Source organism: Streptomyces sp. NPDC127106, from assembly GCF_042677605.1.
In the GTDB taxonomy this organism is placed as follows: domain Bacteria; phylum Actinomycetota; class Actinomycetes; order Streptomycetales; family Streptomycetaceae; genus Streptomyces.
On the sequence record NZ_JBHXTC010000001.1, the window covers coordinates 200,985 to 225,383 of the forward strand.

Sequence of the window (24,399 nt, forward strand, 5' to 3'; positions counted from 1 at the left end):
CTCCCCCCTCAGGGGTCAACCACCGGGCCCCGGAGGCCGCTTGGGGGCCGGGGGAGAAAGGAAACGGGGCCCGCCGGTGACGGCGGGCCCCTGTCGGGGGATCAGGCCCCGCTGGCCTTGAGCATGTCCTCGCGTTCGACGATCTTCACGCGCTCGCGGCCCTGCGGCTCGCCGAGGGCCTTCTCCGCGGCGTCGAGGCGGTACCAGCCCTCCCACGTCGTGTAGCGGATGTTCCGCTCGGCGAGGAAGGCCTCGACGGCCTCCGGGGCGGGCTCGGCGGGGGTGTGCAGGCGGCCGGCGCCGTGGTCCTCGAGGAGGTTCGCGATCGTCTCGTTCGCGTCGCCCTTGGTGTGGCCGATGAGACCGATCGGGCCGCGCCGGATCCAGCCGGTGACGTACGTCGACTGCAGGTGCTCGCCCGCCTCCATCACGCGGCCGCCCTCGTCCGGGACGGTGCCGCTCTCGACGTCCCACGGCAGCTTGGGCAGCTCGTCCGAGAGGTAGCCGACGGCCCGGTAGACGGCCTGCACGTCCCAGTCGGTGAACTGGCCGGTCCCCTTGACGTTGCCGGTGCCGTCGAGCTCGGTGCGCTCGGTGCGCAGGCCCACGACCCGGCCGTCCTCGCCGAGGATCTCGGAGGGCGACTCGAAGAAGTGCAGGAACAGCTTGTGCGGGCGCTCGCCGATGTCGCGGATCGCCCAGTTCTCCAGGGTCTTGGCGACCATGTCCGCCTGCTTGTTGGAGCGGCGGGTGGCGATCGAGCCCTCGTCGTAGTCGATGTCCTCGGGGTTGACGATGACCTCGATGCTGGGCGAGTGGTCGAGCTCGCGCAGCTCCATCGGGCTGAACTTGGCCTGCGCGGGGCCGCGGCGGCCGAAGACGTGGATCTCCACCGCCTTGTTGGCCTTGAGGCCGTCGTAGACGTTCGCCGGGATCTCGGTCGGGAGCAGCTCGTCGGCGGTCTTGGCGAGGATGCGGGCGACGTCGAGGGCGACGTTGCCGACGCCGAGGACGGCGACCTTCTCGGCCTCCAGCGGCCAGGTGCGCGGGACGTCCGGGTGGCCGTCGTACCAGGAGACGAAGTCGGCGGCGCCGTAGGAGCCGTCGAGTTCGACGCCCGGGATGGGAAGCGCACGGTCCGCGGTGGCACCGGTGGAGAAGACCACGGCGTCGTAGAAGGAGTGCAGCTCGTCGAGGGTGATGTCGCCCGGGTAGTCGACGTTGCCGAAGAGGCGTACCTGCGGCTTGTCGAGCACCTGGTGGAGGGCGGTGATGATGCCCTTGATCCGCGGGTGGTCGGGGGCGACGCCGTACCGGATCAGACCGAAGGGCGCGGGCATCCGCTCGAAGATGTCGATGGACACCCCCGGGGCAGTGGCGGCCTCGGACTTCAGCAGCGCGTCGGCGGCGTAGATGCCGGCCGGGCCGGCGCCGACGATTGCTACCCGCAGAGGGCGAGGCATGACATGTTCCCTTCGACCGAAAAACTGGATCAAAGGGAACCCTAAACTAAGGGCAACCTAACCCGGCACCCGCCCCCCGTTTATGGCCTCATAACTCTAACTTATGACCATTCAAAGCATCGCTTTGAGGGTGGCCGGTTCCCCTGCAGCCCGGGCATTCAGGGGGAAACTGGAAGGAAACCGACGATCTCGGGAGACAGCCGATGGACCCCGTGGCTGCACTGCAGCGGATCGCCTTCCTCCTGGAGCGCGGCCAGGCGCCGACCTACCGGGTACGGGCCTTCCGCACCGCGGCGGACGCGCTGAACCGGATGGGCGAGGACGAGGTCGCCCAGCGGGCCGCCGCCGGAACGCTGGAAGCCGTCAAGGGCATCGGGCCGAAAACCGCCCAGGTGGTGCGGGAGGCGCTGGGCGGGGCCGTTCCGGGCTACCTGCAGAAGCTGGAGGACGAGATCGCGGCGCATCCCGAGGGGCCGTCCGCGACCCCCGCCGCCCGGGCGCTGCGCCGCGCCCTGCGCGGGGACTGCCACCTGCACTCCGACTGGTCCGACGGCGGCAGCACGATCGAGGCGATGGGCCGGACCGCGGCCGAGCTGGGCCACGAGTGGGCCGTGCTCACCGACCATTCGCCGAGCCTGACCGTCGCACGGGGGCTGTCGCCGGACCGGCTGCGCGAGCAGCTGGACGTGGTGGCGGAGCTGAACGAGACCTGGGCGCCCTTCCGGCTGCTGACCGGCATCGAGTGCGACATCCTCCCCGACGGCTCCCTCGACCAGGAACCGGAACTCCTGGACCGGCTCGACCTCGTCGTCGCGTCCGTCCACTCGAAGCTGCGGATGGACGCACCCGCGATGACCCGGCGGCTGCTCACCGCCGTGCGCAACCCCCTGATGGACGTGCTGGGCCACTGCACGGGACGGCTGGTGACCGGGCGGACCCGCCCCGAATCGCAGTTCGACGCGGAGGCGGTGTTCGCCGCGTGCGCCGAATCCGCAACCGCCGTCGAGATCAACAGCCGGCCCGAGCGGCTGGACCCGCCTCGCCGGCTGCTGCGGCTCGCGGTGGAGGCCGGGACGCTGTTCGCGATCGACACGGACGCGCACGCGCCCGGCCAGCTGGACTGGCAGCCGACCGGCTGTGAACGGGCCGTGGAGTGCGGGGTGCCCGCCGAACGCGTCGTCAACACCTGGCGGGAGGAGGACCTGCTGGCCTGGACCCGCACCCGCACCCCGGCCGCGTCCGCACGCTCGGCCACCGGCGCCCGCCCCCGCCCCCGCCCTCGGTGACCGGTCGGCCCGCGCCGGCCCGGCGAGCGGCGCCGCGACCACGGCGCACGGCACCGCTGCGACACCCGCCCAGGCCAAGGAGGCACTCACCGCACCGAAGGCTCCGTTCGCCGACGGACGGGTCTGCACGTTGACGCCGGTCGGCGGGCGCGGCGGGCGGCGCACACCGGTCCCGTCCACCGTCGCCCGTCCGCGCTGCGCCATTCGCGGGGCAAACGGGGGAGCAGCGGCTCCGGGCGGGGCCCGCGGGGCACCGGTTCGAGATGCGTCCCCGCGACACTGCTGTTTCGCTGATTCCGCTCTTCCTACCCCACCCCCGAGGAGAGATCATGAACGCTTCCAGCGGATCCAGCGGCCGCGTCCGGCAGTTGCGCGAGAAGGCACAGGAGCTGAACCGGGCCGCCGAGCGCTCCACCGACCCCGAGGAGCGCCGCCGGCTGCAGGACAAGGCCCGCCGGCTGCAGGAGCAGAGCGAGCAGGAGAGCAAGATCGACGATCGGGGTATGGATCCGATGTAGGCGTCGATGGTCCAGGGCATCGGCCGGCCGCCGCACGGCTCCGGCCGGTGCCGTCCGGCAGGCACGGCGGCGCTACGGACGTCTGACGGGACCGACGGGTCCGACGAATCCGACGGGTCCGACGGTGTGACGAGTCTGGGGACGGTGCATGAAGGCGACACAGGTACTGGCCGACGGGTACGGGCGGATCCGGGAGGTGGTGCACGAGGCGGTCGAGGGGCTGTCGGCCGAGGAGCTGAACGCCCGGCTCGACCCGCACGCGAACTCGATCTCCTGGCTGGTGTGGCATCTGACCCGGGTACAGGACGATCACGTGGCGGACGCCTCGGGCCTGGAGCAGGTCTGGACGGCCCAGGACTGGGCGGCCCGGTTCGCGCTGCCGCTGCCCGCCGAGGACACCGGGTTCGGGCACAGCGCGAAGCAGGTCGGGACGGTCCGCGTCGACTCGGGCAAGCTGCTGCTGGGCTATTTCGACGCCGTGCACGAGCAGAGCCTCGGGTTCATCCGCGGCCTCGCCGCGGCCGACCTCGAACGGATCGTCGACGAGGGCTGGGACCCGCCGGTCACCCTGGGGGTGCGGCTGGTCAGCGTCCTCGCCGACGACCTGCAGCACGCCGGCCAGGCGGCGTACGTACGGGGCGTGCTCGGGCGGCAGTGAGCCCCGCCGGACGCCCCCTCAGCTCCCTCGCTCCAGGACGGAAGGCAGTCGACCGTGGCCCGAACGCGCCGCGCCGGACGGATGGCCACCCTGCTGTGCGCCCTCCTGGGGACCGCCCTGGCGGTCGAGGCCCCTGCCCCCGCGGCCGGCGCCGGGCCCGGGCGCACCGCCGAGCCCGTGGTGAACACCGAGCAGGGGCCGGTACGCGGGCGGGCCCACGGCACGTACGACACGTTCGAGGGAATCCCGTACGCCGCTCCCCCGACGGGCCCGCTGCGCTGGCGGCTCCCCCGGCTCCCGGCGCGCCGGGACGGCGTCCGCGACGCCGGGGCACCCGCCTCCCGCTGCCTACAGACGCCCGAGCTGGGGCCCGGCACCCTGACCGGATCGGAGGACTGCCTCTACCTCAACGTGACCGCGCCGCCGCCCGCTCCGTCCGGCGGGCTGCGACGGCCCGGGGCGCGGCCCGTCATGGTGTGGTTCCACGGCGGCGGCTTCGCCTGGGGCGCGGGGGACCCGTACCGGGCCGAGGCCCTCGCCGTCCGCGGGGACGCGGTGGTCGTCACGGCCAACTACCGGCTGGGGATCTTCGGCCTGTTCGGGCATCCGGGGCTCGGCGGAGCCCCGAACTTCGCGATCGCCGACCAGCAGGCGGCGCTGCGCTGGGTGCGGGCGAACATCCACCGCTTCGGCGGCGACCCGCGCAACGTCACGGTGTTCGGGGAGTCCGCGGGAGCGCTCAGCGTGTGCGCGCACCTCACCTCCCCGGGCTCGGCCGGGCTGTTCCACCGGGCGGTCGTCCAGAGCGGCGGCTGCTCGCTCAGCACGCCGCCCGGTGCCGTGCTGCCCTCCCAACCCCGGTACGAGCCCTTCGTCCCGGAGGAGACCACCACCGCGGCGGGCACCGCCGCCGCGGCCGCGCTCGGCTGCGGCCGGGCGGATCCGGCCGCCGCGCTGGACTGCCTGCGGGCGCTGGACGGGGCCGCGCTGGCGACGCCGGCGCTCATGCAGCGCTTCTCCCTCGTCTCGTACGGCAACGGCATGCTGCCCGTGGAACCCCGCCGGGCCCTGCAGTCGGGCCTCTTCCACCGGGTGCCGGTGGTCCAGGGCGCCAACCTCGACGAGATGCGGCTCTTCCTGCGGATCGTCCTGGCCGCGTCCCCGATCGCCGACGAAGCCGCCTACCGGGCCCGCGTGGTGCGGTCCTTCGGAACCGCGGCAGCACCGGCTGTCGAGGCGCACTACCCCGTGGGCGACTACCCGACGCCCGCCCTGGCCTGGGCCGCCGTCGTGACCGACGCCTCGTTCCTCTGCCCCGCCCTACGGGACGGCCGGGCCCTGGCCCGGTACGTACCGACGTACGCGTACCGGTTCGGCGACCGGGACGCGCCGAACTTCACCGGGCTGCCCCCGCTGGACGGCTTCCCCTACGGCGCGGCGCACGGCTTCGAACTGCCCTACCTGTTCACGATGCCGGTGCCCCTCACCGGGCCGCAGCGCGCCCTGTCCGACCGCATGATCGGCTACTGGACGGGCTTCGCCCGCACCGGCGTGCCCCGGGTGGCCGGGGCTCCCGCGTGGCCCCGCTTCGCAACCGGCGCCACCGTGCTGTCCCTCGCGCCGGGCCCGGACGGCACCGTCCCGGTGGACGCACGGGCGGAACACCGGTGCGCGCTGTGGGACGCCCGGGAAGCCGCCGACCGGGCACCGTAGGCTTGCCGTCATGGCAAACGACGATGCCGCCGTCCTGGCCTCGGTGGGTCCGCGGCTGCGCACCCTGCGCAAGGAGCGCGGCATCACGCTGACCCGGCTCTCGCAGACCACCGGCATCTCGGTCAGCACGCTGTCCCGCCTGGAGTCCGGCGAGCGCAGGCCCAACCTGGAGCTGCTGCTGCCGCTGGCGCGCGCCTACGCGGTGCCGCTGGACGAGCTCGTCGGGGCGCCGCCCGTGGGCGACCCGCGGGTGCGGCTGAAGCCGATCCGGCGGGCGGACACGACGATCGTGCCGCTGACCCAGAACCCCGGCGGGCTCCAGGCCTTCAAGATGGTCATCCCGGCGTCCCGCAGCACACCCGACCCGCGGACGCACGAGGGGTACGAGTGGCTGTACGTGCTGAGCGGCAGGCTGCGGCTGGTCCTCGCCGCTCGCGACCTCGTCCTGAAGGCCGGGGAGGCGGCGGAGTTCGACACCCGGCTGCCGCACTGGTTCGGCAGCACCGGGGACGCCCCGGTGGAGGTCCTCAGCCTGTTCGGCCCGCAGAGCGAGCGCGTCCACGTACGCGCGAAGCCGCGGGAGAAGTAGCCGCCTCGTAGCCGGCCGGAGGCTGCCGGTCTCGAGGCCGGCCCGTGGCTGCCCCTCCCGCAGTCGGCCCGTGGCCGCGGCCCGGCTCTGCGTGCGGCATCATCGCGGTGATGGAAACCGTACTGCCTTTCGTCTTCCTCGACGTCGACGGTCCGCTGATCCCGTTCGGGGCGACGCCGCGGGAACTCCCGTGCGGCTACCCGCTGTACGGCTCCCCGGACGACGGGAACCCGCTGCTGGCCCGGCTCGATCCCGCGCTCGGCCCCCGCCTGCTGGCCCTGCCCGGTCAGCTGGTGTGGGCCACGACGTGGACGGCCGACGCGAACGCGTGGGTCGGGCCGCGGCTCGGGCTGCCGGAGCTGCCCGTCGTGGCCTGGCCGGACCCCTCCGACGGCGACGGCCCGGGCGCGGGGCGGGGCCGGCCGCACTGGAAGGCGGGCCCCCTCCTCGAGCACGCGGCCGGGCGGCCGTTCGCCTGGGTGGACGACGAGATCACCGACGCGGACCGGGCCTGGGTGGAGGCGCACCACCCGGGCCGGGCCCTGCTCCAGCGTGTCGACGCCCGGTTCGGGCTCACGGACGCCGACTTCGCCGCACTCGACGCCTGGCTGCGCGGACCTGCACGGCTCGGTTGAGCCCACGCGCACTGCCCCCGTGCCCGTGCCGGGGATCAGGTCCAGGACGCGGCCACCAGGGACCGTTCGGCGGCGGCCAGGTGGGTGGCCGCGGACAGCCAGGCCCAGGCGTAGCCGTCGGCCGATGGGTCGGTGAGGCGGCCGAACGCGTCGCGGGGACGCCGGTCCGCCTCTGCGGCCAGGGCCGTCGCCAACTCCGCGGCCGCGGTGAACCCGGCCCGGCGCAGTGGCCCGTACGTGGCGGGCGGCTCGCTGCCGCGGGCCGATTCGGCGACGGCCCGCCGCCCGCCCGCAACCCCCGTCTCCAGCAGGCGGCGCACCCGCCACAGGGGTGCGTCGGCCAGCGGGTCCGGCCCGGGGGCCGTGGGGTGGGGTGCCGCGGCCGGGCCGGTGCCGGGCGGGAAGTGGCTGCCCTGGAGCCGCTCGTAGCCGAGGTCGGCCCGGCCGAACCATTCGTCGGGGAGCCGCAGCGTGTGCTCCGCATCCGGTACCGGCCCGATGGCGAGGGGGCGCAGGGTGGCGGCGCGGTCCAGGTCGGGGCGGCCGAGGACGCGCAGCGCCAAGCCTGGGTGGGCGGCGATCCGGCGCAGGTTCTCCCGGTGCGGCAGCTCCGGGTGGGGGTGTGCGGCCCGCAGCCGCAGCAGCGGGGCGGCCGGGTCCTCCCCCGTCCGGATCTCGCGGACCAGCAGGTCCTCGCCGGCCGCGCCGACCACCGTGACGTCGCAGCCCAGGAGTACCGGGCCGGCCGCCTCCGGGTCGGGGTCGGCGAGTTGCGCGGCCACGGCCTCGGCCGCCGGGCGGGCGAAGAGCGCCGCGGCGGGTTCCTCGGTCCAGCGGACGCCCGGCAGCGGGGTCGCCTGCACCCCGCGGCCGGCGCCGAGCCGGCCGTCGGGCGACACGGTGGCCCCGGAGATGCGCAGCCCTCCGCGCGCCAGGCCGGCGTGGTCGAGGACCGCGCCACCGAGCGCCACCGACGCGGAGCCGGCCCCCTTGGCGCGGGCGAGGCCGCCGGGGCGGACGTCGGAGACCGAGTAGCGTCCCCCGTCGGAGGCCAGCAGGTGGGTGACCACTCCCCCGTACCCGGTCGCGGACAGCACCGGCTCGCGGCACAGGCCGTGCACGCGCAGGCTGCCGCCCGGGCGGTAGGCGCGCCGGGTGCTGCCGGCCAGGGCGGGGTCGGCCGCTCCGGAGGCCAGGACGGCGGCGATGTGCAGGAGTTCGCGGAAGGCGGCGGTGAGGTCGGCGAGCCGGTGGCTGCCGCTGCGCTCCCGCGCTGCGCGCAGGCCGCGTACGAGCCGCAGGGTGGCGGCCTCGGCGCGGGGCAGCCCGGCGAGGCGGGCGGTGTGGGCGGCGCGCAGCAGCTCGGCCTGGACGACGGCGCCGCCGGCCGTGGCACCCGCCGCGAGTGCTTCTGCGGCGGCCCGCCACAGGGCGGAGGCGGCGGAGGTCTGGGCAGGGGTGAGGGCGGCGGCCCGGGCGGGTTCGGGTTCCGCCGGCGCGGGCCCCACCGCCGGTACGGCGTGCTGCCCCCCGGCCCCGGCCCCGGACTCAGGCGCAGGATCGGGCTCGGGCTCGGTCTCGGTCTCGGGCTCGGGCTCGGGCTCGGGCGGTGCGGCGTCGGCGAGCGGAGCCGCACCGAGCACCGCGGCCCGGTGCAGACAGCGCGGCGCCAGCAGGCAGCTGCAGACGGCCTGTTCGGCGGTGGTGACCGCGCCGCCGGGGCCGGGCCGCAGGGTCACGACGGCGTCCTCGCCGAAGCGGAAGCCGATGCTGCCGTCGGCGGCCTGCTCAGCGGCCGGTGTGCCGGCTGCGCAGCCCTCGACGGCGGCGTCGAGCTTCTTGCGCAGCCGGGCGGTGAGGTTCTCGACGGCTTCGGCGAGGACCTCGGGGGCGACGGGTGGCAGCGGCGACGGGGCGGTGCTCAACGGGTTTCTCCACGGAGGCGGTCGCCCACCCAGCGGGCGAGGGCGAGCGGGCTGAGGGCGGCCACCGGCATCCCGGCGGCGACGAGCTGCCGGGCGACGGACACCGAGTAGCGGGGCGTGCCGGTGTCGTCGAGCGCGGCGCAGCCGAGCAGGTGGGCGCCGGACGCGGCCAGCGCGCGCACCTCCCCGAGGAGCCCGCCGATCGGGGCGCCCTCCTCGAAGTCGCTGACCACGACGACGAGGGTGCGGCTCGGCACGGTGATGAGGGAACGGGCGTGGGCCAGGCCCGCGGCGATGTGCGTGCCGCCGCCCACGCGGACCTCCAGCAGCAGCGACAGCGGGTCGTCGACCCGGTCGGTGAAGTCCACGACCTGTGTGGAGAACGCCAGGAAGTGCGTGGACAGGGTCGGGACACCGCCGAGGACGGCCGCGGTCAGCGCCGACCAGATGACCGAGGCCTCCATGGAGCCGGAGACGTCGACGACCAGGATGAGCCGCCAGTCGGCCTCGCGGCGGGCCCGGGTGCTGAAGACGGGCCGCTCCGGGACGACGGCGAGGCTGCCGTCGTCGAGGCGGCGGGTGTGGGCGAGATTGGCCCGCAGGGTGCGGTCCAGGTCCAGCCGGCCGCCGGGGCGGCGGCTGGGCCGCGGGGTGTTGAGGCCGGACAGCGCCGGGCGCAGCCGGGTGGCCAGCTCCTTCGCGAGTTCGTCGACGAGGCGGCGCACCAGCGGACGCAGCTTCGCGACCTGGGCTTCCGGCAGGCCGCCGGCGAGCGACAGCACCGAGCTGAGCAGCTCCACGGAAGGGCGTACGGCGGCCGGGTCGAGCTGGGTCAGCACGTCGGTGCGGCCCGAGTCGGCGGCGGCCGCGAGCACCTCCTCCCGGACGTCCGCGCCGAAGATCGCCTCCAGTTCCTCGGCCCATTCGCGGGCCGTGGGGAACGAGGCCTCCTGGCCTCCGCCGCTGCCGCCGGTGTCCAGGTCGGCGGAGCCCTCGCCGCGGCCCGCGCCGTACAGCTCGTCCAGGGCGTGGGCGTAGCGGCGGGCGCCGGCGGGCAGGCGGTCGCGCTGCCGGCCGAGGAGCAGCCGCCACCGGTCGGCGGGGGCGAGCCGCTGCGGCCCGCTGTCCGTCGCGGCTCCCGGTCCGTGCTGCGGCTCGGAGTCGCCCACGGGTACGGGTACGGGTACGGGACCGGGTGCTCGTGCGGGTTGGGGTGGATCGGCCGGCGCCGCATCCGGACCCGGGGCACCGTGCCCCGGGCTGGGCAGGGCCTTCAGTGCCGCGGCCCCGGCGGCGTCCGCGGCGGCCCACAGGGCGAGCAGGGCGGGCGGCGCGTCGAGGGTGAGGTCGACGCGGTCGCCGAGCCGTTCGGTGACGGTGTCCAGCAGCCGGTCGCGGGCGGCGGGGGCGAGCGTGTCGAAGCCGCCGCGCAGGGCTGGGAGCCGGTCCAGGAAGTCCTGGTCGGTGAGCGCGTCGATCCGGTCGAGGACGGGGAGCAGGGCGGCCGCGGAGGACTGCAGCAGCGGTCCGGCCGCGGCCAACAGACCACCCAGACGGCGGGTCAGGGCGCGCCGGCCGTCCGGGGTGGCGGCGCTGTCGATCCAGCCGGCGGCGCGGTCGCCGAGGCCGGCGGCCGCGTCGAGGTCCAGCAGGACCCGGACGGCGTGCGCCGCGCCCTGCATGAGCGGGGACCCGTCGGCCGCGAGGCCGGCGAGGGCCTCGTCCATGCGCAGGCCGAGGTGCCGGGCGGCGGCCCGGTCGGCGAGGGCGACGAGGGCCCGCGCGTCGGCGGGGTCCTCGCTGCCGGCGAGGCCGGGCAGGGCGCGTACGGCGGCGTCGAGCAGCTCGCCGGCCAGCGCGCCCGCGGTGGCGGGCACGGTGTCGGAGTCGACGGGGAAGTGCCCTCGGGAGAGCCCTTCCAGCAGGTCCAGCGCCTCCAGCAGTTCGGGCAGGGCCGCGGTCTGCGGCAGGACGGCGGCCGCCTCGTCGAGCCGTACGGCGACCAGCTCGGGCAGGTCGCAGCGGGCGGCGGCGGTGAGGCCGGCGAGGATCTGGGCGGGGGTCGGGCCGCCGTCGGCGGCGGCCCGGCGGGCGGTGTCGCGCAGGGTGCCCGCGGCCGCCTGGGCGGCGGTGACACCACGGACCCCGGCGAGGTCGAGACGGGCCGGGACGGAAGGGGTCCACTTCAGCCGCCACTTGGTGCCCAGCGCGGTGCCGTCGCCGGTGGCGGCCACGTCGAGCGGCTCCCCGTACCCGGCTCCCAGGACGGCCAGCCGCTGCAGCAGGACTTCGCGGCGCCGGTCGAGCGGGGAGCGCAGCGGGTCGAGGCGGACCTCGCGGGAGGCGGGGTCCTCCGGGCCGGGCAGCCGGAGCTCGGTGAGTTCGGCCTCGACGCCGGGGCCGAGTCCGGAGCGGGGGGCGCGCGGGGTGGTGCGGCCCCGGCCGGTGCCCACGAACACGGCTTCGAGGGCGCGGGCCAGTGCCCGGCCGCGGCCCAGCGGTTCGCCCTGGCCGAGGACGGTGGTGACGGCCTCCAGGAGTTCGCCGCGGCCGGGGGCGGGCAGGCCGCGCAGGACGGCCAGGTCGCAGGCGAGCCGCAGGGTTTCGGCGGCTTCCCCGGTCCCGGCGGTGTGGCCGGCCCGGCGCAGTTCCCGGCACAGGCCGGTCACGGCGGCGGAGGCCGCGGTCCGCAGCCGCTCCGGGTCACCGCCGGCCTCCAGGACGGCCTGCTGCCACAGCGGGTCGCGGATGCCGGCGGGGTAGCCGGAGCGGGAGTCGAGCAGGTCGAAGGAGTAGGGCACGAACGAGGTGACGGCCTCGTCGGCGGGGGCTTCGGCCTTGCCCGCCCCCGCTCGGGCCGACGCACCGGCGCCGCCGGTGGCGCGCGCGGCACCGGCGGCGGAGTCGAGGAGGGCCGGGGCGTGGAAGGCTCCGATGACGGCGGCGACGCGCCGGCCCCCGGCGGCCGCGGCCGCGATGACCGCGCGCATCCGCTCCTCGCGGGCCAGGTCCACGGCGGGGACGCCGGAGGCGGCCGCGTCCTGGCGCAGCGCCCAGCCGACGCCGAGGGCCGCACGCCGGACGGCCTCCGGCGTGCAGCCGGGGGCCAGCACCTCGACGGCGCGGTCCCACAGGTCGTCGCCGTCCCGGCCGGTGCCGGCCGCGCTGAGGGCGCCCGCGTACGAGCGGCCCCGCGGGCCGGAGCCGGGGTTGGCGGCGGGATCCGCGGCCGGTTCCCCTTCCACGGCGGCGTCCGGAACCGGCTCCGCGGCCGCCCCCGGGTCGGCGGCCGGGTGCGGGGTCCAGCCCGGGTCGGACAGCGGCAGGTCGCAGCACAGCACCTCGGCGCCGTGCGCCCGCGCCCAGCGGATCGCGGCCAGCTCCGGGGAGAAGTCCGCGAAGGGGTAGAACGCCAGTCGGCCGTCGAGTCCGCTGCCGGCGAGGGCGACGGGGGCCTGCGTCTCCGGGTCCGCGAGGTGCTCCAGCCACGGCTGGAAGTCGGCGGGCAGCTCGACGCAGACCACGTCGGCCCCGGAGGCGTCCAGCAGGGCCGGCACCACGGCGGCCAGGGCGGGGCTGTGGTGGCGCACCCCCAGCAGGTACGGCGTCCGGGACGCGGCGAGCGCTTCCACGGTGTCCCGCGGATCGGCGTCCGGATCCGGGACGGCGGCGGGCGGCGGGGTGCCCGCGGGCAGGGCGGTAGTGGTCATCGCAGGCTCCCGCGCAGGTCCCACAGGCGGCGCCACATGGCCGAGCCGTCCTCGGCGCGGCGGCGGACCGGGCCGTCCCAGTAGCCGAGCAGGCGGCCGTGGTCGGCGGGGTCGTCCTTGCGGACCACGCCCAGAAGGTGGCCGGGCAGCAGGTCCAGGACGTCGCCGCCCGGCAGGTAGGCGGCGGCGACGCCCAGCGAGGTCGCCACCTGGACGGCCTCGGCGGTGGACATGACCGTACCGGGGCGTTCCACGTCCCAGCCCTCGGCGGATCGCCCGGAGCGCAGGTCCCGGAAGACGGTGACGAGTGCGTCGAGCACGGCGTCGTCGACGCCGAAGGAGGCGCCCGCGCGCTGGACGGCCGCGACCGCCTGGTGGCGGATCAGCGTGGCCTCGGCGTCGGCGTCGGCGATGGGGTCGACGGTCTCGAAGTTGAAGCGGCGCTTGAGGGCGGCGGACATCTCGGAGACGCCGCGGTCGCGCAGGTTGGCGGTGGCGATGACCGTGAACCCGGGGGCGGCGCTGACCACCGCGTCCTCGGTGGCGGCGAGTTCGGGCACGCTGACCCGCCGGTCGGACAGGATCGACACGAGGGCGTCCTGGACCTCGGGCAGGCAGCGGGTGATCTCCTCGACCCGTACGACGCGCCCGGTCCGCATGGCGGAGAGGACCGGGGAGTCGACCAGTGCCTGCGGGGTGGGGCCCTGGGCGAGCAGCAGGGCGTAGTTCCAGCCGTAGCGGAAGGCGTCCTCGGTGGTGCCGGCGGTGCCCTGGACGGTGAGGGCGCTGGTGCCGCAGACGGCGGCGGCGAGCAGTTCGGACAGCATCGACTTGGCGGTGCCGGGCTCGCCGGTGAGGAGGAGGCCGCGCTCGCCGGCGAGGGTGACGACGCAGCGCTCGACGAGGGCGCGTTCGCCGACGAACTTGGGGGCGATGACCAGCTTGGCGGGCAGGCCCGCCCGGCGCTTCGGCAGGGCCAGTTCGGCGCCGTCGCTGCCGCAGACGAAGGTGACGACGGCGCGCGGGGTCAGCGCCCAGCCCGGCGGGCGGGGGCCGGTGTCCTGGGCGGCGAGGAAGGCGAGTTCGGTGGCGTACCGCTCTTCGGCGGGCAGCGTCTGGCGGGCCGGGGCGGCGGCAGCGTCTTCGGTGACGGTCGTCATGGGAGTCCTCGGAAACTCGGCGGGAGAACGAAACAGATGAAGTGGAAGAAACGGAAAACGGGGAAAGGGAGGGGAGGGCCGGCCCGTGGTGCGGGCACCCGCGGCGCGCGGGGGTGAGCCGCACCGCGGGTGCCCGCACCGGGGCCGGTCCCTCGCCGGCCGGCCCCGTGGTGGGGCCGGCCGGCGGTGCCGTCAGCGGCGGCGGGTGCGGGTGCGCTTGACCTTGAGCTCCTCGAAGCGCGGTACGTCGCCCTCGGTGACCCGCTGCCAGGCCCTGCGGTAGAGGTCCGCGGCCGGTTCGGCCGGTACCAGGACGCGGAGGACCGGGCGGCCGCCGGGGGCGAAGCCCTCGTACATCGGCAGCTTCCACTGCTCCACGGGCAGGTTCGGGGAGGCCATCTCGGCCCAGGGGCCGGGGAGGAACAGGGTGCGCCCGGCCCGGGTGCGGGCGGCCGTGACCACCAGGTCGGTGGCGGCCAGTTCGGCGCGGGCCGCCTTCAGGCGGCCCGGCTTCCAGCCCGTCCACCGGGCCGTGTTCCGGTCGGTGGGGTCGGGCATCGCCAGCAGCATCAGGTACAGCACCGCCGCGTCCGCGCCCAGGCCGTGCGCCGCCTGTACCTCGGCCACCAGCTCGGGAACCGACCGGCCCGGGTCCTGCGGCCACCACGTCCCGTCCTCGTCCGGCGTGCCCGCGGCCGGGGCACCCGGGTCGGCGAGCAGGGCCGCGAACTGCGGGTCGTGGGCGCAGCGCAGGGCGGTCTCGGCCGCGGTCGGCTGCTGGTCGTCGCCGCGCAGGGCCGGCAGGTAGGGGTCGGAGCCGGTGGAGTCGAGCAGGGCGGTGCGCAGGGCCGGCCGCGGCCGGTCGTCGTGGGTGGCCATGACGACCGCGCCGTAGCGCTCGTAGCCCTCCGCGGTCTCGGTCGGGGTGCCGGCGGCCTTGCGGAATTCGGGGAGGTCGGCGTAGTACCCCAGGTCGAGGAGGAGTCCGGGCGCGGCGAGCCGCTGCCGTACGGCGGTGAGCACGGGCGGCAGGGCGGCCCGTACCGGATCGCCGGCGGGCAGGCGGTGGGCGAGCCAGGCGGTCACGGCGAGGGCGTCGGTCAGGACCGTGGTGGTGAACGGCTCCCCGCCCGGTGTGCCGGGCTCCACCCGGTCGTTGCGGACCGTCCACTCCCTGTCGGTGCCCAGCGCCGGGGAGGCCTCGGGGTCGAGGACGGAGACGAGGGCCCGGTGCGTGGGCCAGGAGGTGCGTACGGCGCGGGTGGTCTCGGCGAGCAGCCACTCGGGGACGGGCGTCCGGCGGCCCACGCGCCGGTTCCACAGCTCGGCGGCGGCGGCGACGTCCGGGCCGTCGGTCCACAGCCGGGCCGGGTCGGCCGGCAGCAGGGCCGCGACGAGGGACCGCCGCAGGTCGATGTCGAGGGCCTTGAGCTCGGTGCGGGCGTGCTTGGCGTCGGCGGCCTTCACGCCGAGGGCCGTGCGCAGTTCGGCCGGCAGGAAGTTGTGCTCGTAGCTGTCGATGTTCGGCAGGCCGGCGAGCAGCAGCTTCGCCGTCGTGGCGGAGACGCCGGTCAGGCGCGCGAACTCGTCGGCTGCTTCGAGGCGCAGGGGTGCAGGGCCGTGGGCGGCGGCCTCGGTGAGGAAGGCGGTCAGCCAGCCGGGGCCGCGGTCGCGGTCGCCGACGGGGGCCTCCCCGCGCAGGGTGTAGGGGCCGGGCACGGTGAACCGGCCGGAGGGATCGTGGAGCAGGGCCCCGAATTCGCCGCCTCCGCCGGGTACGCCCTCGCTGTGCTCGGTGAGGGCGAGGACGGCGCCGCCGCCGAGCGGGAGCAGGCTGCGGTGCGAGAAGCTGCGGCCCAGGCCGTCGGGGGTGCGCAGGTGGTGGTCGTCGAGGTGGACCACGACGCGCCGCCAGCGGTCGGCCGACCCTGCGGTCGAGGCCAGGCCGAGGGCGTCGATCGTGCCGAGCAGCCCGCACAGGACGGCTCGCTGATCGTCGGTGGCGCCGGGTGCGACGGCGCGGTAGGCGAGGGCGGCGGGGTGGTCGAGCATCGGTGTGAACGGGAGCCCGGAGTACTCCAGCGTGGGCAGGTCGAAGTGGAGCCGGCCCGGTACGGCGGTGGCACCGGTGTCGGCGACCGCGGCGGCGAGGCGGTGCAGGTACTGGTGGGCGACGTCGCGCGGACCGCCCCAGTGGTAGTAGCCGGTGCCGATGACGCCGCGCAGGGCGTCCTCGACGAACGCGTCCGTGGGGCCCTCCGGTTCACCGGGCGCGGCGGCGTCGGCGGAGTCGAGGCGGGCGGCGATTGCGTCCAGGGCCTTCTGCTGGGCGAGGGCGAAGCGCAGCACCTCGATGACGCCGCCGACCAGCTCGGGCGCGGTGACCTGCGGGAAGGCGGCGCTGACCAGGCCGGGCAGGTCGGACGCCTTCTCCGCGGCGGCGGCCGCGTCGAGCAGAGCGGCGACGGTGTCCCGGTCGGCGGCGCGCATTGCGGCGGAACCCTCCGGGTCGCGGGGGCGCAGGGCGTACCAGAAGGGCACCGGCGGGAGGTCGACGCTGCCGGTGGCGAAGCCCTCGTTGCGGTGGTCGCCGCTGGTCATCACGGTGACGACCCCGTCGGGGTCGGTGATGCTCAGTTCGCGCCAGCGGTGGGTGAGGGCGCGCGGCCGGTCGTCGCCGGGTACGGCGAGGGCGGCGGCGGGCATGTTGCCGTCCTCGGGGGTGCGGACGGTGCGGCCGGCGGTGTCGGTGCCGTACCAGCCCTCGTCCTTGACGCGGACGGCGCACCAGCCGAGGAGGCCGTCGGCGGGCGCCCCGAGGGCCGAGCCCTCGACGGTGGGTGCGGGCCGCAGCCAGGCGGAGCGGGCGGCGAAGTTGGTGGACGCGGGACGGGCGGCCAGCGCGTCGGTGAGGAAGGCCGGCTGGGAGAAGCGGCCGTGGGTGCCGTCGGCGGGGTTGTACTCGCACCAGCCGGCGCCGCCCTGGTCCTTGTCGCGGGACCGCCACACCCAGTACGAGGTGCCGTCGGACAGTACGGCCTGCTCGGCGGGCAGTTCGGTGTCCCCGGCGTGCAGGACGCCGCCGCCGAGGGTGCGGCCGCCGCCGGGCAGGGGGAGGCTGATCTCGTCGGAGCGCAGTGACCAGTGGGCGCGGTCGGTCTTCAGGGTGAAGACGTTCTGCGGGTCGGTGTGCCAGTAGCCCTGGACCTCGCTGCCCCAGGTGGACCAGAAGACGAGCAGCGCGCCGTCGACGTAGTGGAACCCGTACCGGTACGAGCCGCCGGTCGGCACGCGCAGGTCGTGGGTGAGCACGGTGGAGTCGGCGTCGATGACGCGGACCTGGATGCTGTTGGCGACGATGAGGTGGGGCCAGGCCTCGACGACGGTCAGATGGTTGCGGTGCAGTGCCTTCCGGTCGGCGAGCTCGACGAGTGCCTCCTCGAACGCGGGCCAGGCGAACTCCTCGAAGAGGCCTCCGCGCAGGGTGCGGGCGAGGATCCCGCCGAGGTCGGCGGCGGCCGCGTCGGCCACCTCCTCGCGGGCGAGTTCGAGGGCCTCGGCGGGCAGCCAGGTCAGTCGGCCGATGGCCTCGGGCAGCCCGGGCAGGCCCGCGGCCTTGGAGTTGCGGGCGACCTCCTGCATCCATTCGGTGAGCATGGGGCGGCCGCCGGGCGAGGCGGCGAGGCGGCGCATGACGTCGCCGCCGGAGGTGGCGTCGCCGAAGGAGTTCACGGCGCGGCGGAACGCGGGCCGGAACCGCCGGTCGGCGGCGAGGGCCTCCAGGTCGCGGCGCTGGTCGGCGCGGGCCCAGTCGGCCAGGTTCAGCTGGTTGTGGCGGTGGTGCGGGCGGGAGTTCTCCTCGGGGTCGGCGACCGGGATCCCGAGGGAGAGGAGCAGGTCGAGCAGGTCGACGTCCTGGACGCCGATGAGCAGGCCGGCCTCGCGGCCGGGCTCGGCGAGTTCGGTGCGCAGCCGGTCGGCGGCGCGGGTGACGAGGTCGAGGAGGGCGGGGAGGGTGGGTCGCTGCCCCCAGCCGGCGTGGCGGGCGGCGTGGTAGCGCTCCAGCCAGCCGGCGGCCCCGTCGGCGCAGCGCTGCTCGGCGGGCAGGCCGGCGTCGACGAGCCCGGCGGTGGCGCCGGACTCCTCGAGGATCTCCAGCCAGAGCTCGGACAGTTCGCCGTCGCCGCCGCCGGGCGGCATCAGTTCGAGGAGGGTGCCCCGGACGGCCGGCTCGCGGCGGGCCAGGGCGATCAGCGCGGTGCGGTGCGCCTTCCACCAGCCGTACGCGGCGCGCAGGGTGGCGGGCAGCGGCAGCAGCTCGGCGAGGTATTCCTGCTCGGCCTGGCTGCCGGTCAGGCCGGCGGCCCGGGCGAGGCGGCGCAACTCGGTCGCGGCCTGGGCGGAGGGCGGCAGGCCGCCGGCGGTGCGGCGGACGCACAGGCGGCGGAAACGGCTGTGGGCCTCGGCGGGGCTGACGCGGGCCGAGAGGTCCTTGGCGTAGCCGGTGAGGACCTTCACGGGGAGGGCGCCGACGAGGGCGAACTCGAGGAAGACGGCGTCGAGGCGGTCCTCGTCGACGGTGAGGCCGTGCCGGGCCTCGGCGGTGCGGGCGCGGCCGAACAGCTGGGAGGCGTAGGCGGTGTTCTCGACGGCGAGGAAGAGGCGGGCGGCCTGCTCGTAGAAGACGGGCAGGAAGTGCGGTACCGCCGCGGCGAGCCGGCCGGCCAGTTCGTGGCAGGCGTCGAGGGCGGCCTTGGGCTTGGTCTTGGCCTGGCGGGCGGCGCGGTCGAGTTCGGGGACGACGGCGAGGGCGTGGTGGCCGTCCTCGGGGTGGTGGACGAGGACCCATTCGGGGAAGCCGAGGGCCTGGCGCTGGCCGAGGCCGACGACGGGCGGCTCGCCCTCGTCGGGGACGAGCCCGAGGAAACCGGCGGCCAGGTCCTCGGCCGGGCCGAGTTCGGCGGCGGCGAGCCGGACGACGACGCGACCGTCGGGGAGGGCGGGGTGGCGGTAGGTGCGGGCGGTCAGGTCGACGGCGGAGGGGCCGGCGCCGTCGGTGCCGACCGGCAGCACGGCGCCGGCCTTCAGGAGCAGTGCGGCCTCGGTCGCGGTGCCGGGCGTGTTCGCGGTGGTGGTCGTGGTCGCGGTGGTCGTGGTGGTGGTCATCGTGCGTCCTTGCCCTCTTCGATCTTGCGTCCGGCGTACAGTGCGGCGGCCATGCGCATGCCCTCGGACCAGGCGACAGGTCCGACCTCGGTCAGGCGGACGGCCCGGCCGTCCTCGTCGTGCCAGCTGAGGGCGCCGGTGGTGGCCTCGTCCTCGTAGTAGGGCTCGCCGATCCAGACCGCGGCCTCGGTGGCCCGGCCGGTGTCGCGGACCGCGCAGGTGGCGTAGCCGCCGGAGACGCGGTAGCCGAGGTTGGTGGCGCGGGCGGCCAGGCCGAAGCGGTTGGGGAAGACGCCGCCCGCGTAGTCGCGGACCTCGGTGTCCTTGGCGGCGAGCCCCTCGGGCTTGAGCCAGGTCGCCCGGTGGATCTGCTCCACCCGCTGCACGATGCCGAGTTCGGCCGCGAAGTCCCGTACGTCGTCCAGGTCGGGCAGCAGCACCGGGTGGGGCAGGGTCACGGTGCGGGGGGAGAGCCGTACGGTCTCGCCGTCGAGGTTGACCACCTTCAGCTCGCCGGAGGCAGTGGCGTCGCGCAGGAAGCCCACCTCGTCCGGGTCGTCGCCGACGACGGCGAGGTCGCGCAGCGCGTTCTGCCAGGCCTCGTCCGGCCACACCCGGGCGAGCACGGCGGTGGGCACGGGCAGGGAGGACACCATCCAGGTGTCGACCTGGGCGATGCAGGCCGCCTCGTGCCGGTCGAGCCATTCGGCGAGCCGGCGCAGCCGGTCCACCTCGGGGTGCTCGCGCAGGGCCTTGGGCAGTGATTTGAGCTGCCGTCCCGCCGTGCGCCCGGTGGTGGACCGCGCCGCCACCTTTCCTTCCACCAGGGCGATCTCGTATCCCTCGCCCGCCGCCAGCCAAGCCATGTGCCTCGTGCCCTTCCGCCTGCCCGATCCGATTCCGCGCAGCGCCGGGCACGGCCGAAAAGCCCCCCTGAGCTGCGGTATGCGGCGAGATTAGCGAGAGCCACTGACAACGGCCTTCCAGGGGGCTCCTATCCGGGTCCCGGAGCTGCTGCGGGGCCGGGCCACTGGGCTGAATGTCCGGTTCTGGGTACTGTTTTCGAGACAGGGCGCGGACCGGGTGTCGGGGTGGGCTTTCATGGGACGTCAGATACGGGTGCCGGCTGCGGTGCTGGCGGCTTCGCTGCTGCTGGCCGCGGCGGGCTGCACGTCGAACGGCACGGACGGGGCGGGCGGGGCGGACCCGGGGGCCTCCCCACCCCCGGCACGGGCGGGTTCGCCGTCGGCCGGCGACGGCAAGGCGGGCGGCGGGGAGACGCTGCCGGGCGTGGCGGACGTCGGCGCGGCCCGTGCGCAGCTGGCCGGGCTGACGGTGGCGCCGGTGGGGACGATGGCCGGATACAGCCGGTCCGGGTTCACGCACTGGGCGGAGCAGGGCGGGACCTGCAACACGCGCGAGGCGGTCCTCCAGCGCGACGGCACGGACGTGGTGCAGGACGCGGGGTGCCGGGCGGTCTCCGGGAGGTGGAGGAGCCTGTACGACGGGGTGGTGGTGACCGACGCGTCGACGATGGACATCGACCACGTGGTGCCGCTCGCCGAGGGGTGGCGTTCGGGCGCGGCCGCGTGGGACGCCCCCCGACGGAGGGCGTTCGCCAACGACCTGGCCCTCCCCCAGCTGCTGGCGGTCACGGCGGCGTCGAACCGGTCGAAGGGCGACCAGAGTCCGGACCTGTGGCAGCCGCCGGACAGGTCGAGCTGGTGCCTGTACGGGCGGGCGTGGACGACGGTGAAGTCCGCCTACGGTCTGACCGTCACGGAGGCGGAGAAGAAGATGCTCACGACGATGCTGGACACCTGCGCGGCCTGACCGGACCCCGCGCCGGCCAGGCCGGGGCCCGACGAGACCAGACCGGGGCCCGATCAGACCAGAAGCCCGACCAGACCAGGGTCCCGATCAGACCAGGGCCCGATCACGCCTCGTACTCGGTGAGGTCGATGCCGTACACCCGGAGCAGGTGCCCGTGCTCCGGGTCGGTGGCCTCCCCCTCGGGCGCCATGCCCAGCTTCTCGGCCACGTTGTCGGAAGCCCGGTCGCCGGACCGGACCACGGCGATCACCCGGTCCAGGCCGCGGTCCTGGAGGGCGAACTCCAGGGTGGCCTGGGCGGCCTCGGACGCGTAGCCCTGCCCCCAGTACGGGCGGCCGAGGCGCCAGCGGATGTCGACGGCGGGCAGCAGCTCGGGCAGGTGTTCGGGCACCGACAGGCCGACCGCGCCGATCAGCTCACCGGAACCGAGCAGTTCGACGGCGAAGAGGCCGAAGCCTTCCTCGTCCCATTCGTCCTCCCACCGCTCGATCTCGTCGGCGGTCTGCTCCAGGTCGAGCGGGGAGCCGTCGCCGATCCAGCGCATCACCGCCGGATCGGCGTTGATCTCCGACAGGGGGACGAGGTCGTCGTCGTCCCAGCGGCGCAGGAGGAGACGGGGGGTGCGGATCTCGGTCATGCCCCCATCCTGCCGAAACGTCCCCGGCCTGCGGTAATCGGGGCCCTCAGGGGCGGTGGAACCGGACCTCGGGCGCATCGGCGGCCGGGCCTTCCAGCAGCGGCTGCGGTATGCCCTTGAGGTGCAGGTCGAAGAAGGCACCCACGTAGCGGCGGGTCAGCTCCAGCGACCGGTCCCCGGGCAGCGGGCTCATCCTCGGCAGTCCGAGCCCGTCGCTGACGGCGGGCCAGTCGGTGAAGGTGAAGTGGTGGGAGTCGGCGAAGGTGATCCAGCGCTTCCAGCCGTCGAGCCGGGGCCAGTTGGCGTCCCAACCCGCCGGGTTGCCGGGCGCGCTGCCGGGGACGACCTCGGCCCCGCCGAGCAGCATGAAGGGCCGGCCGTCCAGACCGCCGTCGGGGACGGGCGAGAACAGCCCGCCGTCCATGTCGATGCCGGCGCGGACCCGCGGGTCGGTGGCCATCACGGCGGCCGCGGCGGAGCCGCCCATGGAGTGGCCGGCCGCGGCGATCCGGTTGCGGTCGATCAGGCCGGCGTGCCGCCAGGCCGGGTGCCGTCCGGTGAGCCGGTCCAGCAGAAAGGACACGTCGCGGGCGCGGTTGTCCGCCACCGGCTTGTAGTCCCTCGTCTGCCGGACGACGTCGCAGGCCTTGCAGGTCAGGACGCGCCCGCCGGGGAAGCTCGTGCCGGCGGTCTCGTACGCGTGGTCCACGGCGGCGACCACGTAGCCGCGGGAGGCGAGTTCCTCGGCCAGTGCGGTGAGCGTGCCCCGCGGCACGGTGAAGCCGGGCGAGAGGACGACCAGGGGGTGGCGACCGGCGAGGGGGCGCGCTCCGGAGCGGGCGTGCGCCTTCACCCCGGCCAGGCTCTCCACGGCGACCTGCTGCTCCATGCCCCGGTCGGCGATCAGCAGGCGGGCTTCGTCGTCGGTGAGGTACGGGGCCACGGGGCCGCCCGTGCCGCGGTGGGCCGGGTAGCGCATGGTGACCATCAGTTCGCGCGGTCCGGACCCGGCCCAGGGGTCGGTGCGGCTGTGGTCGACGAGGTGGAGGGTCTCCTGTCCGACGCCGAACCGGCCCGTGGGACGCGGCAGTTCGGGCCGGACCACCCCGGTGGTGGCGGCCGTGGACACGGAGGCCGGTGCGGTCGGGGCCGCCGGGGCGGACCCGGTCGCCGAGGCGGTTCCGGCGGCGGTCAGGACGAGCGGCAGGAGCAGGGCGCCTAAGACGGCGGCGGTGGTGGTGGTGCGGCGTCGGTTCATGGCATCGACGCTACGCGCCGGTCGCCGTGCCGATCATCGTCTCGGAGGTTGATCGGGGGCTCCGCCCGCAGGAGGGCCTCCCATCCCCCGCTAGGGGGACGGGAGGCCGGTCGGTGCGGTGTCAGGAGACGCTGATCGCGTCCAGTTTGGCCCGCAGGTAGGCGTGGGAGTCGACCGGCTCGTGCCTCACCCGGCCGATCGGCTCCGGCAGCGACTCGACGCGCGTGTGCGGGTCGCAGTCGTAGAAGTACACCAGCGACACCAGCTCCTCGGCCGGGGCGTCGGTGGGCGGCGGCAGCACCCGGTGGCGGCCCGCCCGCCAGCGGTCCCCCGTCCAGCGGGCCAGCAGGTCGCCGATGTTGACGGTGAGGGCGGCCGGGTCGTACGGGGCGTCCTGCCAGCCGTCGGCGTCGGTGTGGATCTGGAGCCCGCCGGCGCCCGGCTCGCGGTCGAGGATCGTGACGGTGCCGAAGTCGGTGTGCGCGCCGATGCGGAACTGGCCGGGCAGCGGTGGGCCGAGGACCTCGGTGCCCGGGTACCAGTTGAGGTTGAAGCCCCAGGTGGGGTGGCCGGTGTGGCGGGTGAAGTGGTCCGTGCCGAGGCCCAGGGCACCGGCGAGGAGCTCCAGCAGCTCGTCGGACAGGGCCCGCATCCGGGTGAGGTACTCCTCGACCGGCGGCCGCAGTCCCGGCACCTCGGCGGGCCAGACGTTCGGGCGGAACCACTCGGCGTCCACCGCGGGGTCGCCGGTGGGTTCGTCCGCCGCCCAGGACCAGGACTCCTTCAGGTCGGGCGGCGAGGCGGTGCCCTCCGCGTAGCTGTTGGCCTCGGCGCCCGGGCCGAGCCAGCCGCGGCCGCCGACGGTGACCGCGTACGGCTCCTTCACCGGCGCTGGCAGCCGGAAGAACGTGCGGGCGGCGGCCCGGATCCGGGCGGGTAGCGCCGGGTCGACGCCGTGCCCGGTGACCAGGAGGAACCCGGCGGCTTGCAGGGCCTCGTCGACCTCGGCGGCGATCCGCGCGCGGACCGCCGGGCCGCCGGACCGCCACGGCCCGAGGTCGATCACGGGGACCGGGGAGCCGGAGCCCGCCCCTCCGCCGCCGGTGTCACGCAGGGAACTCGCCATGGGGACCTGCCTTTCCGAGCCTGTGTCGGGCGTCCGCCACCGACGCTAGTACGGCAGCGGGCATCGCCGTGAGGGGCGGGCCCGTGGGTCGTGCGGTCGGCCCCGCCCACCGGCCGACGCAGGCGGACCGGCCGCGTGCGGCGCGGGCACCGCACCGCACCCGAACCGCGCGCCGGGGTCAGACCGCCTGTAGCCGATGGAGGTAGAACTCTCCCACCGGGCGGTTGACGTAGAGCGACTGCACCCGGTAGCGACCGTGGGGGATCTCGATCCGGAGCATGTAGTCCTCTTCCGTGTCCGCACCCGGCACCAAGCCGTCGATCAGCGCGTACGGCCCGCCCAGGACGATCTCGAAGGCGTCCTGCCATCCCTGTGCGGCCATGGCCCGCTCCACCTCCCGGCGGAGGTCGCAGCTCTCTTCGGAGCCGACGTTCTGGACGAAGGTCATGCTCTCGGGCAGGTACGTCACGGGGAGTGCCTCGCCTCCGATCGTGAGGACTTCCTCATGGCAGGGGAGCAGGACCTTGTTGATGTACGCGCTGAGCTCCTCGAACGCCTCGGTGCCGGCCCACTCCTGCACATGGCGCGCGGGACACACCACGTAGTAGCCGAATTCCGTTCCGTCGAGCCAGTTCGCCGAAGTCACCAAGTCCCCTTGTCCCCTTCCCGGTATGCCGACGCGGCTCCGCGTCCGCCGGGCCCCACAGATAACACGGGCCGCT

General features: G+C 75.7%; 17 protein-coding genes. 7 read left to right on the forward strand and 10 right to left on the reverse strand.

Annotation, left to right across the window (positions count from 1 at the left end; all coding sequences use genetic code 11):
• Positions 1-101: 101 nt before the first annotated feature.
• Positions 102-1,463: an FAD-dependent oxidoreductase gene (locus ACFVGY_RS00810; RefSeq protein WP_385668810.1), complete on the reverse strand. Its 1,362-nt coding sequence runs from the start codon at positions 1,461-1,463 to the stop codon at positions 102-104.
• 203 nt (positions 1,464-1,666) lie between these two features.
• Here ACFVGY_RS00810 and ACFVGY_RS00815 point away from each other — a divergent pair, with 203 nt between their 5' ends.
• The 6 genes from ACFVGY_RS00815 (at position 1,667) to ACFVGY_RS00840 (ending at position 6,862) form a co-directional block, all read left to right on the forward strand.
• Positions 1,667-2,749 carry a PHP domain-containing protein gene (locus ACFVGY_RS00815; RefSeq protein ID WP_385668813.1) on the forward strand — a complete coding sequence of 361 codons (1,083 nt, stop codon included), beginning with the start codon at positions 1,667-1,669 and terminating at the stop codon, positions 2,747-2,749.
• A gap of 329 nt (positions 2,750-3,078) precedes the next feature.
• A complete protein-coding gene (locus ACFVGY_RS00820) occupies positions 3,079-3,267 on the forward strand; it encodes a DUF6381 family protein (RefSeq protein ID WP_385668816.1) in 189 nt (62 codons plus the stop codon).
• Positions 3,268-3,415: 148 nt separating this feature from the next.
• Positions 3,416-3,925 (forward strand): DinB family protein, encoded by a 510-nt coding sequence (locus ACFVGY_RS00825; RefSeq protein ID WP_385668819.1) that lies wholly within the window; start codon positions 3,416-3,418, stop codon positions 3,923-3,925.
• A 54-nt stretch (positions 3,926-3,979) separates the two neighbouring features.
• Complete coding sequence (locus ACFVGY_RS00830) at positions 3,980-5,638, forward strand: carboxylesterase/lipase family protein (protein ID WP_385668822.1); 1,659 nt, start codon at positions 3,980-3,982, stop codon at positions 5,636-5,638.
• 10 nt (positions 5,639-5,648) lie between these two features.
• A complete protein-coding gene (locus ACFVGY_RS00835) occupies positions 5,649-6,227 on the forward strand; it encodes a helix-turn-helix domain-containing protein (RefSeq protein WP_385668825.1) in 579 nt (192 codons plus the stop codon).
• A 110-nt stretch (positions 6,228-6,337) separates the two neighbouring features.
• Positions 6,338-6,862, forward strand: coding sequence for a hypothetical protein (locus ACFVGY_RS00840; protein WP_385668828.1), 525 nt, complete (start codon positions 6,338-6,340; stop codon positions 6,860-6,862).
• A 35-nt stretch (positions 6,863-6,897) separates the two neighbouring features.
• Here ACFVGY_RS00840 and ACFVGY_RS00845 read toward each other — a convergent pair whose 3' ends face one another.
• The 5 genes from ACFVGY_RS00845 to ACFVGY_RS00865 form a co-directional block, all read right to left on the reverse strand.
• Positions 6,898-8,787, reverse strand: coding sequence for a hypothetical protein (locus tag ACFVGY_RS00845; protein ID WP_385668830.1), 1,890 nt, complete (start codon positions 8,785-8,787; stop codon positions 6,898-6,900).
• A complete protein-coding gene (locus ACFVGY_RS00850) occupies positions 8,784-12,497 on the reverse strand; it encodes a DUF5682 family protein (RefSeq protein ID WP_385668832.1) in 3,714 nt (1,237 codons plus the stop codon). The genes ACFVGY_RS00845 and ACFVGY_RS00850 overlap by 4 nt, the downstream gene beginning before the upstream one ends.
• The gene (locus ACFVGY_RS00855; protein ID WP_385668834.1) at positions 12,494-13,657 is read right to left on the reverse strand and encodes an AAA family ATPase; all 1,164 of its coding nucleotides are present in this window, start codon (positions 13,655-13,657) and stop codon (positions 12,494-12,496) included. Before ACFVGY_RS00855 ends, ACFVGY_RS00850 begins: the two co-directional genes overlap by 4 nt.
• 192 nt (positions 13,658-13,849) lie before the next feature.
• Positions 13,850-18,823 carry a DNA-binding protein gene (locus ACFVGY_RS00860; protein ID WP_385668836.1) on the reverse strand — a complete coding sequence of 1,658 codons (4,974 nt, stop codon included), beginning with the start codon at positions 18,821-18,823 and terminating at the stop codon, positions 13,850-13,852.
• The gene (locus ACFVGY_RS00865; RefSeq protein WP_385668838.1) at positions 18,820-19,689 is read right to left on the reverse strand and encodes a DUF4132 domain-containing protein; all 870 of its coding nucleotides are present in this window, start codon (positions 19,687-19,689) and stop codon (positions 18,820-18,822) included. Before ACFVGY_RS00865 ends, ACFVGY_RS00860 begins: the two co-directional genes overlap by 4 nt.
• Positions 19,690-19,924: 235 nt before the next feature.
• Between ACFVGY_RS00865 and ACFVGY_RS00870 the strand changes: the two genes are divergently transcribed.
• Positions 19,925-20,656 carry an HNH endonuclease family protein gene (locus ACFVGY_RS00870; protein WP_385668840.1) on the forward strand — a complete coding sequence of 244 codons (732 nt, stop codon included), beginning with the start codon at positions 19,925-19,927 and terminating at the stop codon, positions 20,654-20,656.
• 103 nt (positions 20,657-20,759) lie between these two features.
• On the opposite strand, the gene ACFVGY_RS00875 is transcribed toward ACFVGY_RS00870, so the two are convergent.
• The 4 genes from ACFVGY_RS00875 to ACFVGY_RS00890 form a co-directional block, all read right to left on the reverse strand.
• On the reverse strand, positions 20,760-21,293 hold the full coding sequence (locus tag ACFVGY_RS00875; protein WP_385668842.1) for a GNAT family N-acetyltransferase: 534 nt from the start codon (positions 21,291-21,293) through the stop codon (positions 20,760-20,762).
• Positions 21,294-21,339: 46 nt separating this feature from the next.
• Positions 21,340-22,551, reverse strand: coding sequence for an alpha/beta hydrolase family protein (locus tag ACFVGY_RS00880; protein ID WP_385668844.1), 1,212 nt, complete (start codon positions 22,549-22,551; stop codon positions 21,340-21,342).
• A 121-nt stretch (positions 22,552-22,672) separates the two neighbouring features.
• Positions 22,673-23,677 carry an isopenicillin N synthase family dioxygenase gene (locus ACFVGY_RS00885; RefSeq protein ID WP_385668847.1) on the reverse strand — a complete coding sequence of 335 codons (1,005 nt, stop codon included), beginning with the start codon at positions 23,675-23,677 and terminating at the stop codon, positions 22,673-22,675.
• Between the two features lie 178 nt (positions 23,678-23,855).
• Positions 23,856-24,323 carry an Imm21 family immunity protein gene (locus ACFVGY_RS00890; protein WP_385668850.1) on the reverse strand — a complete coding sequence of 156 codons (468 nt, stop codon included), beginning with the start codon at positions 24,321-24,323 and terminating at the stop codon, positions 23,856-23,858.
• Between the last annotated feature and the right edge of the window lie 76 nt (positions 24,324-24,399).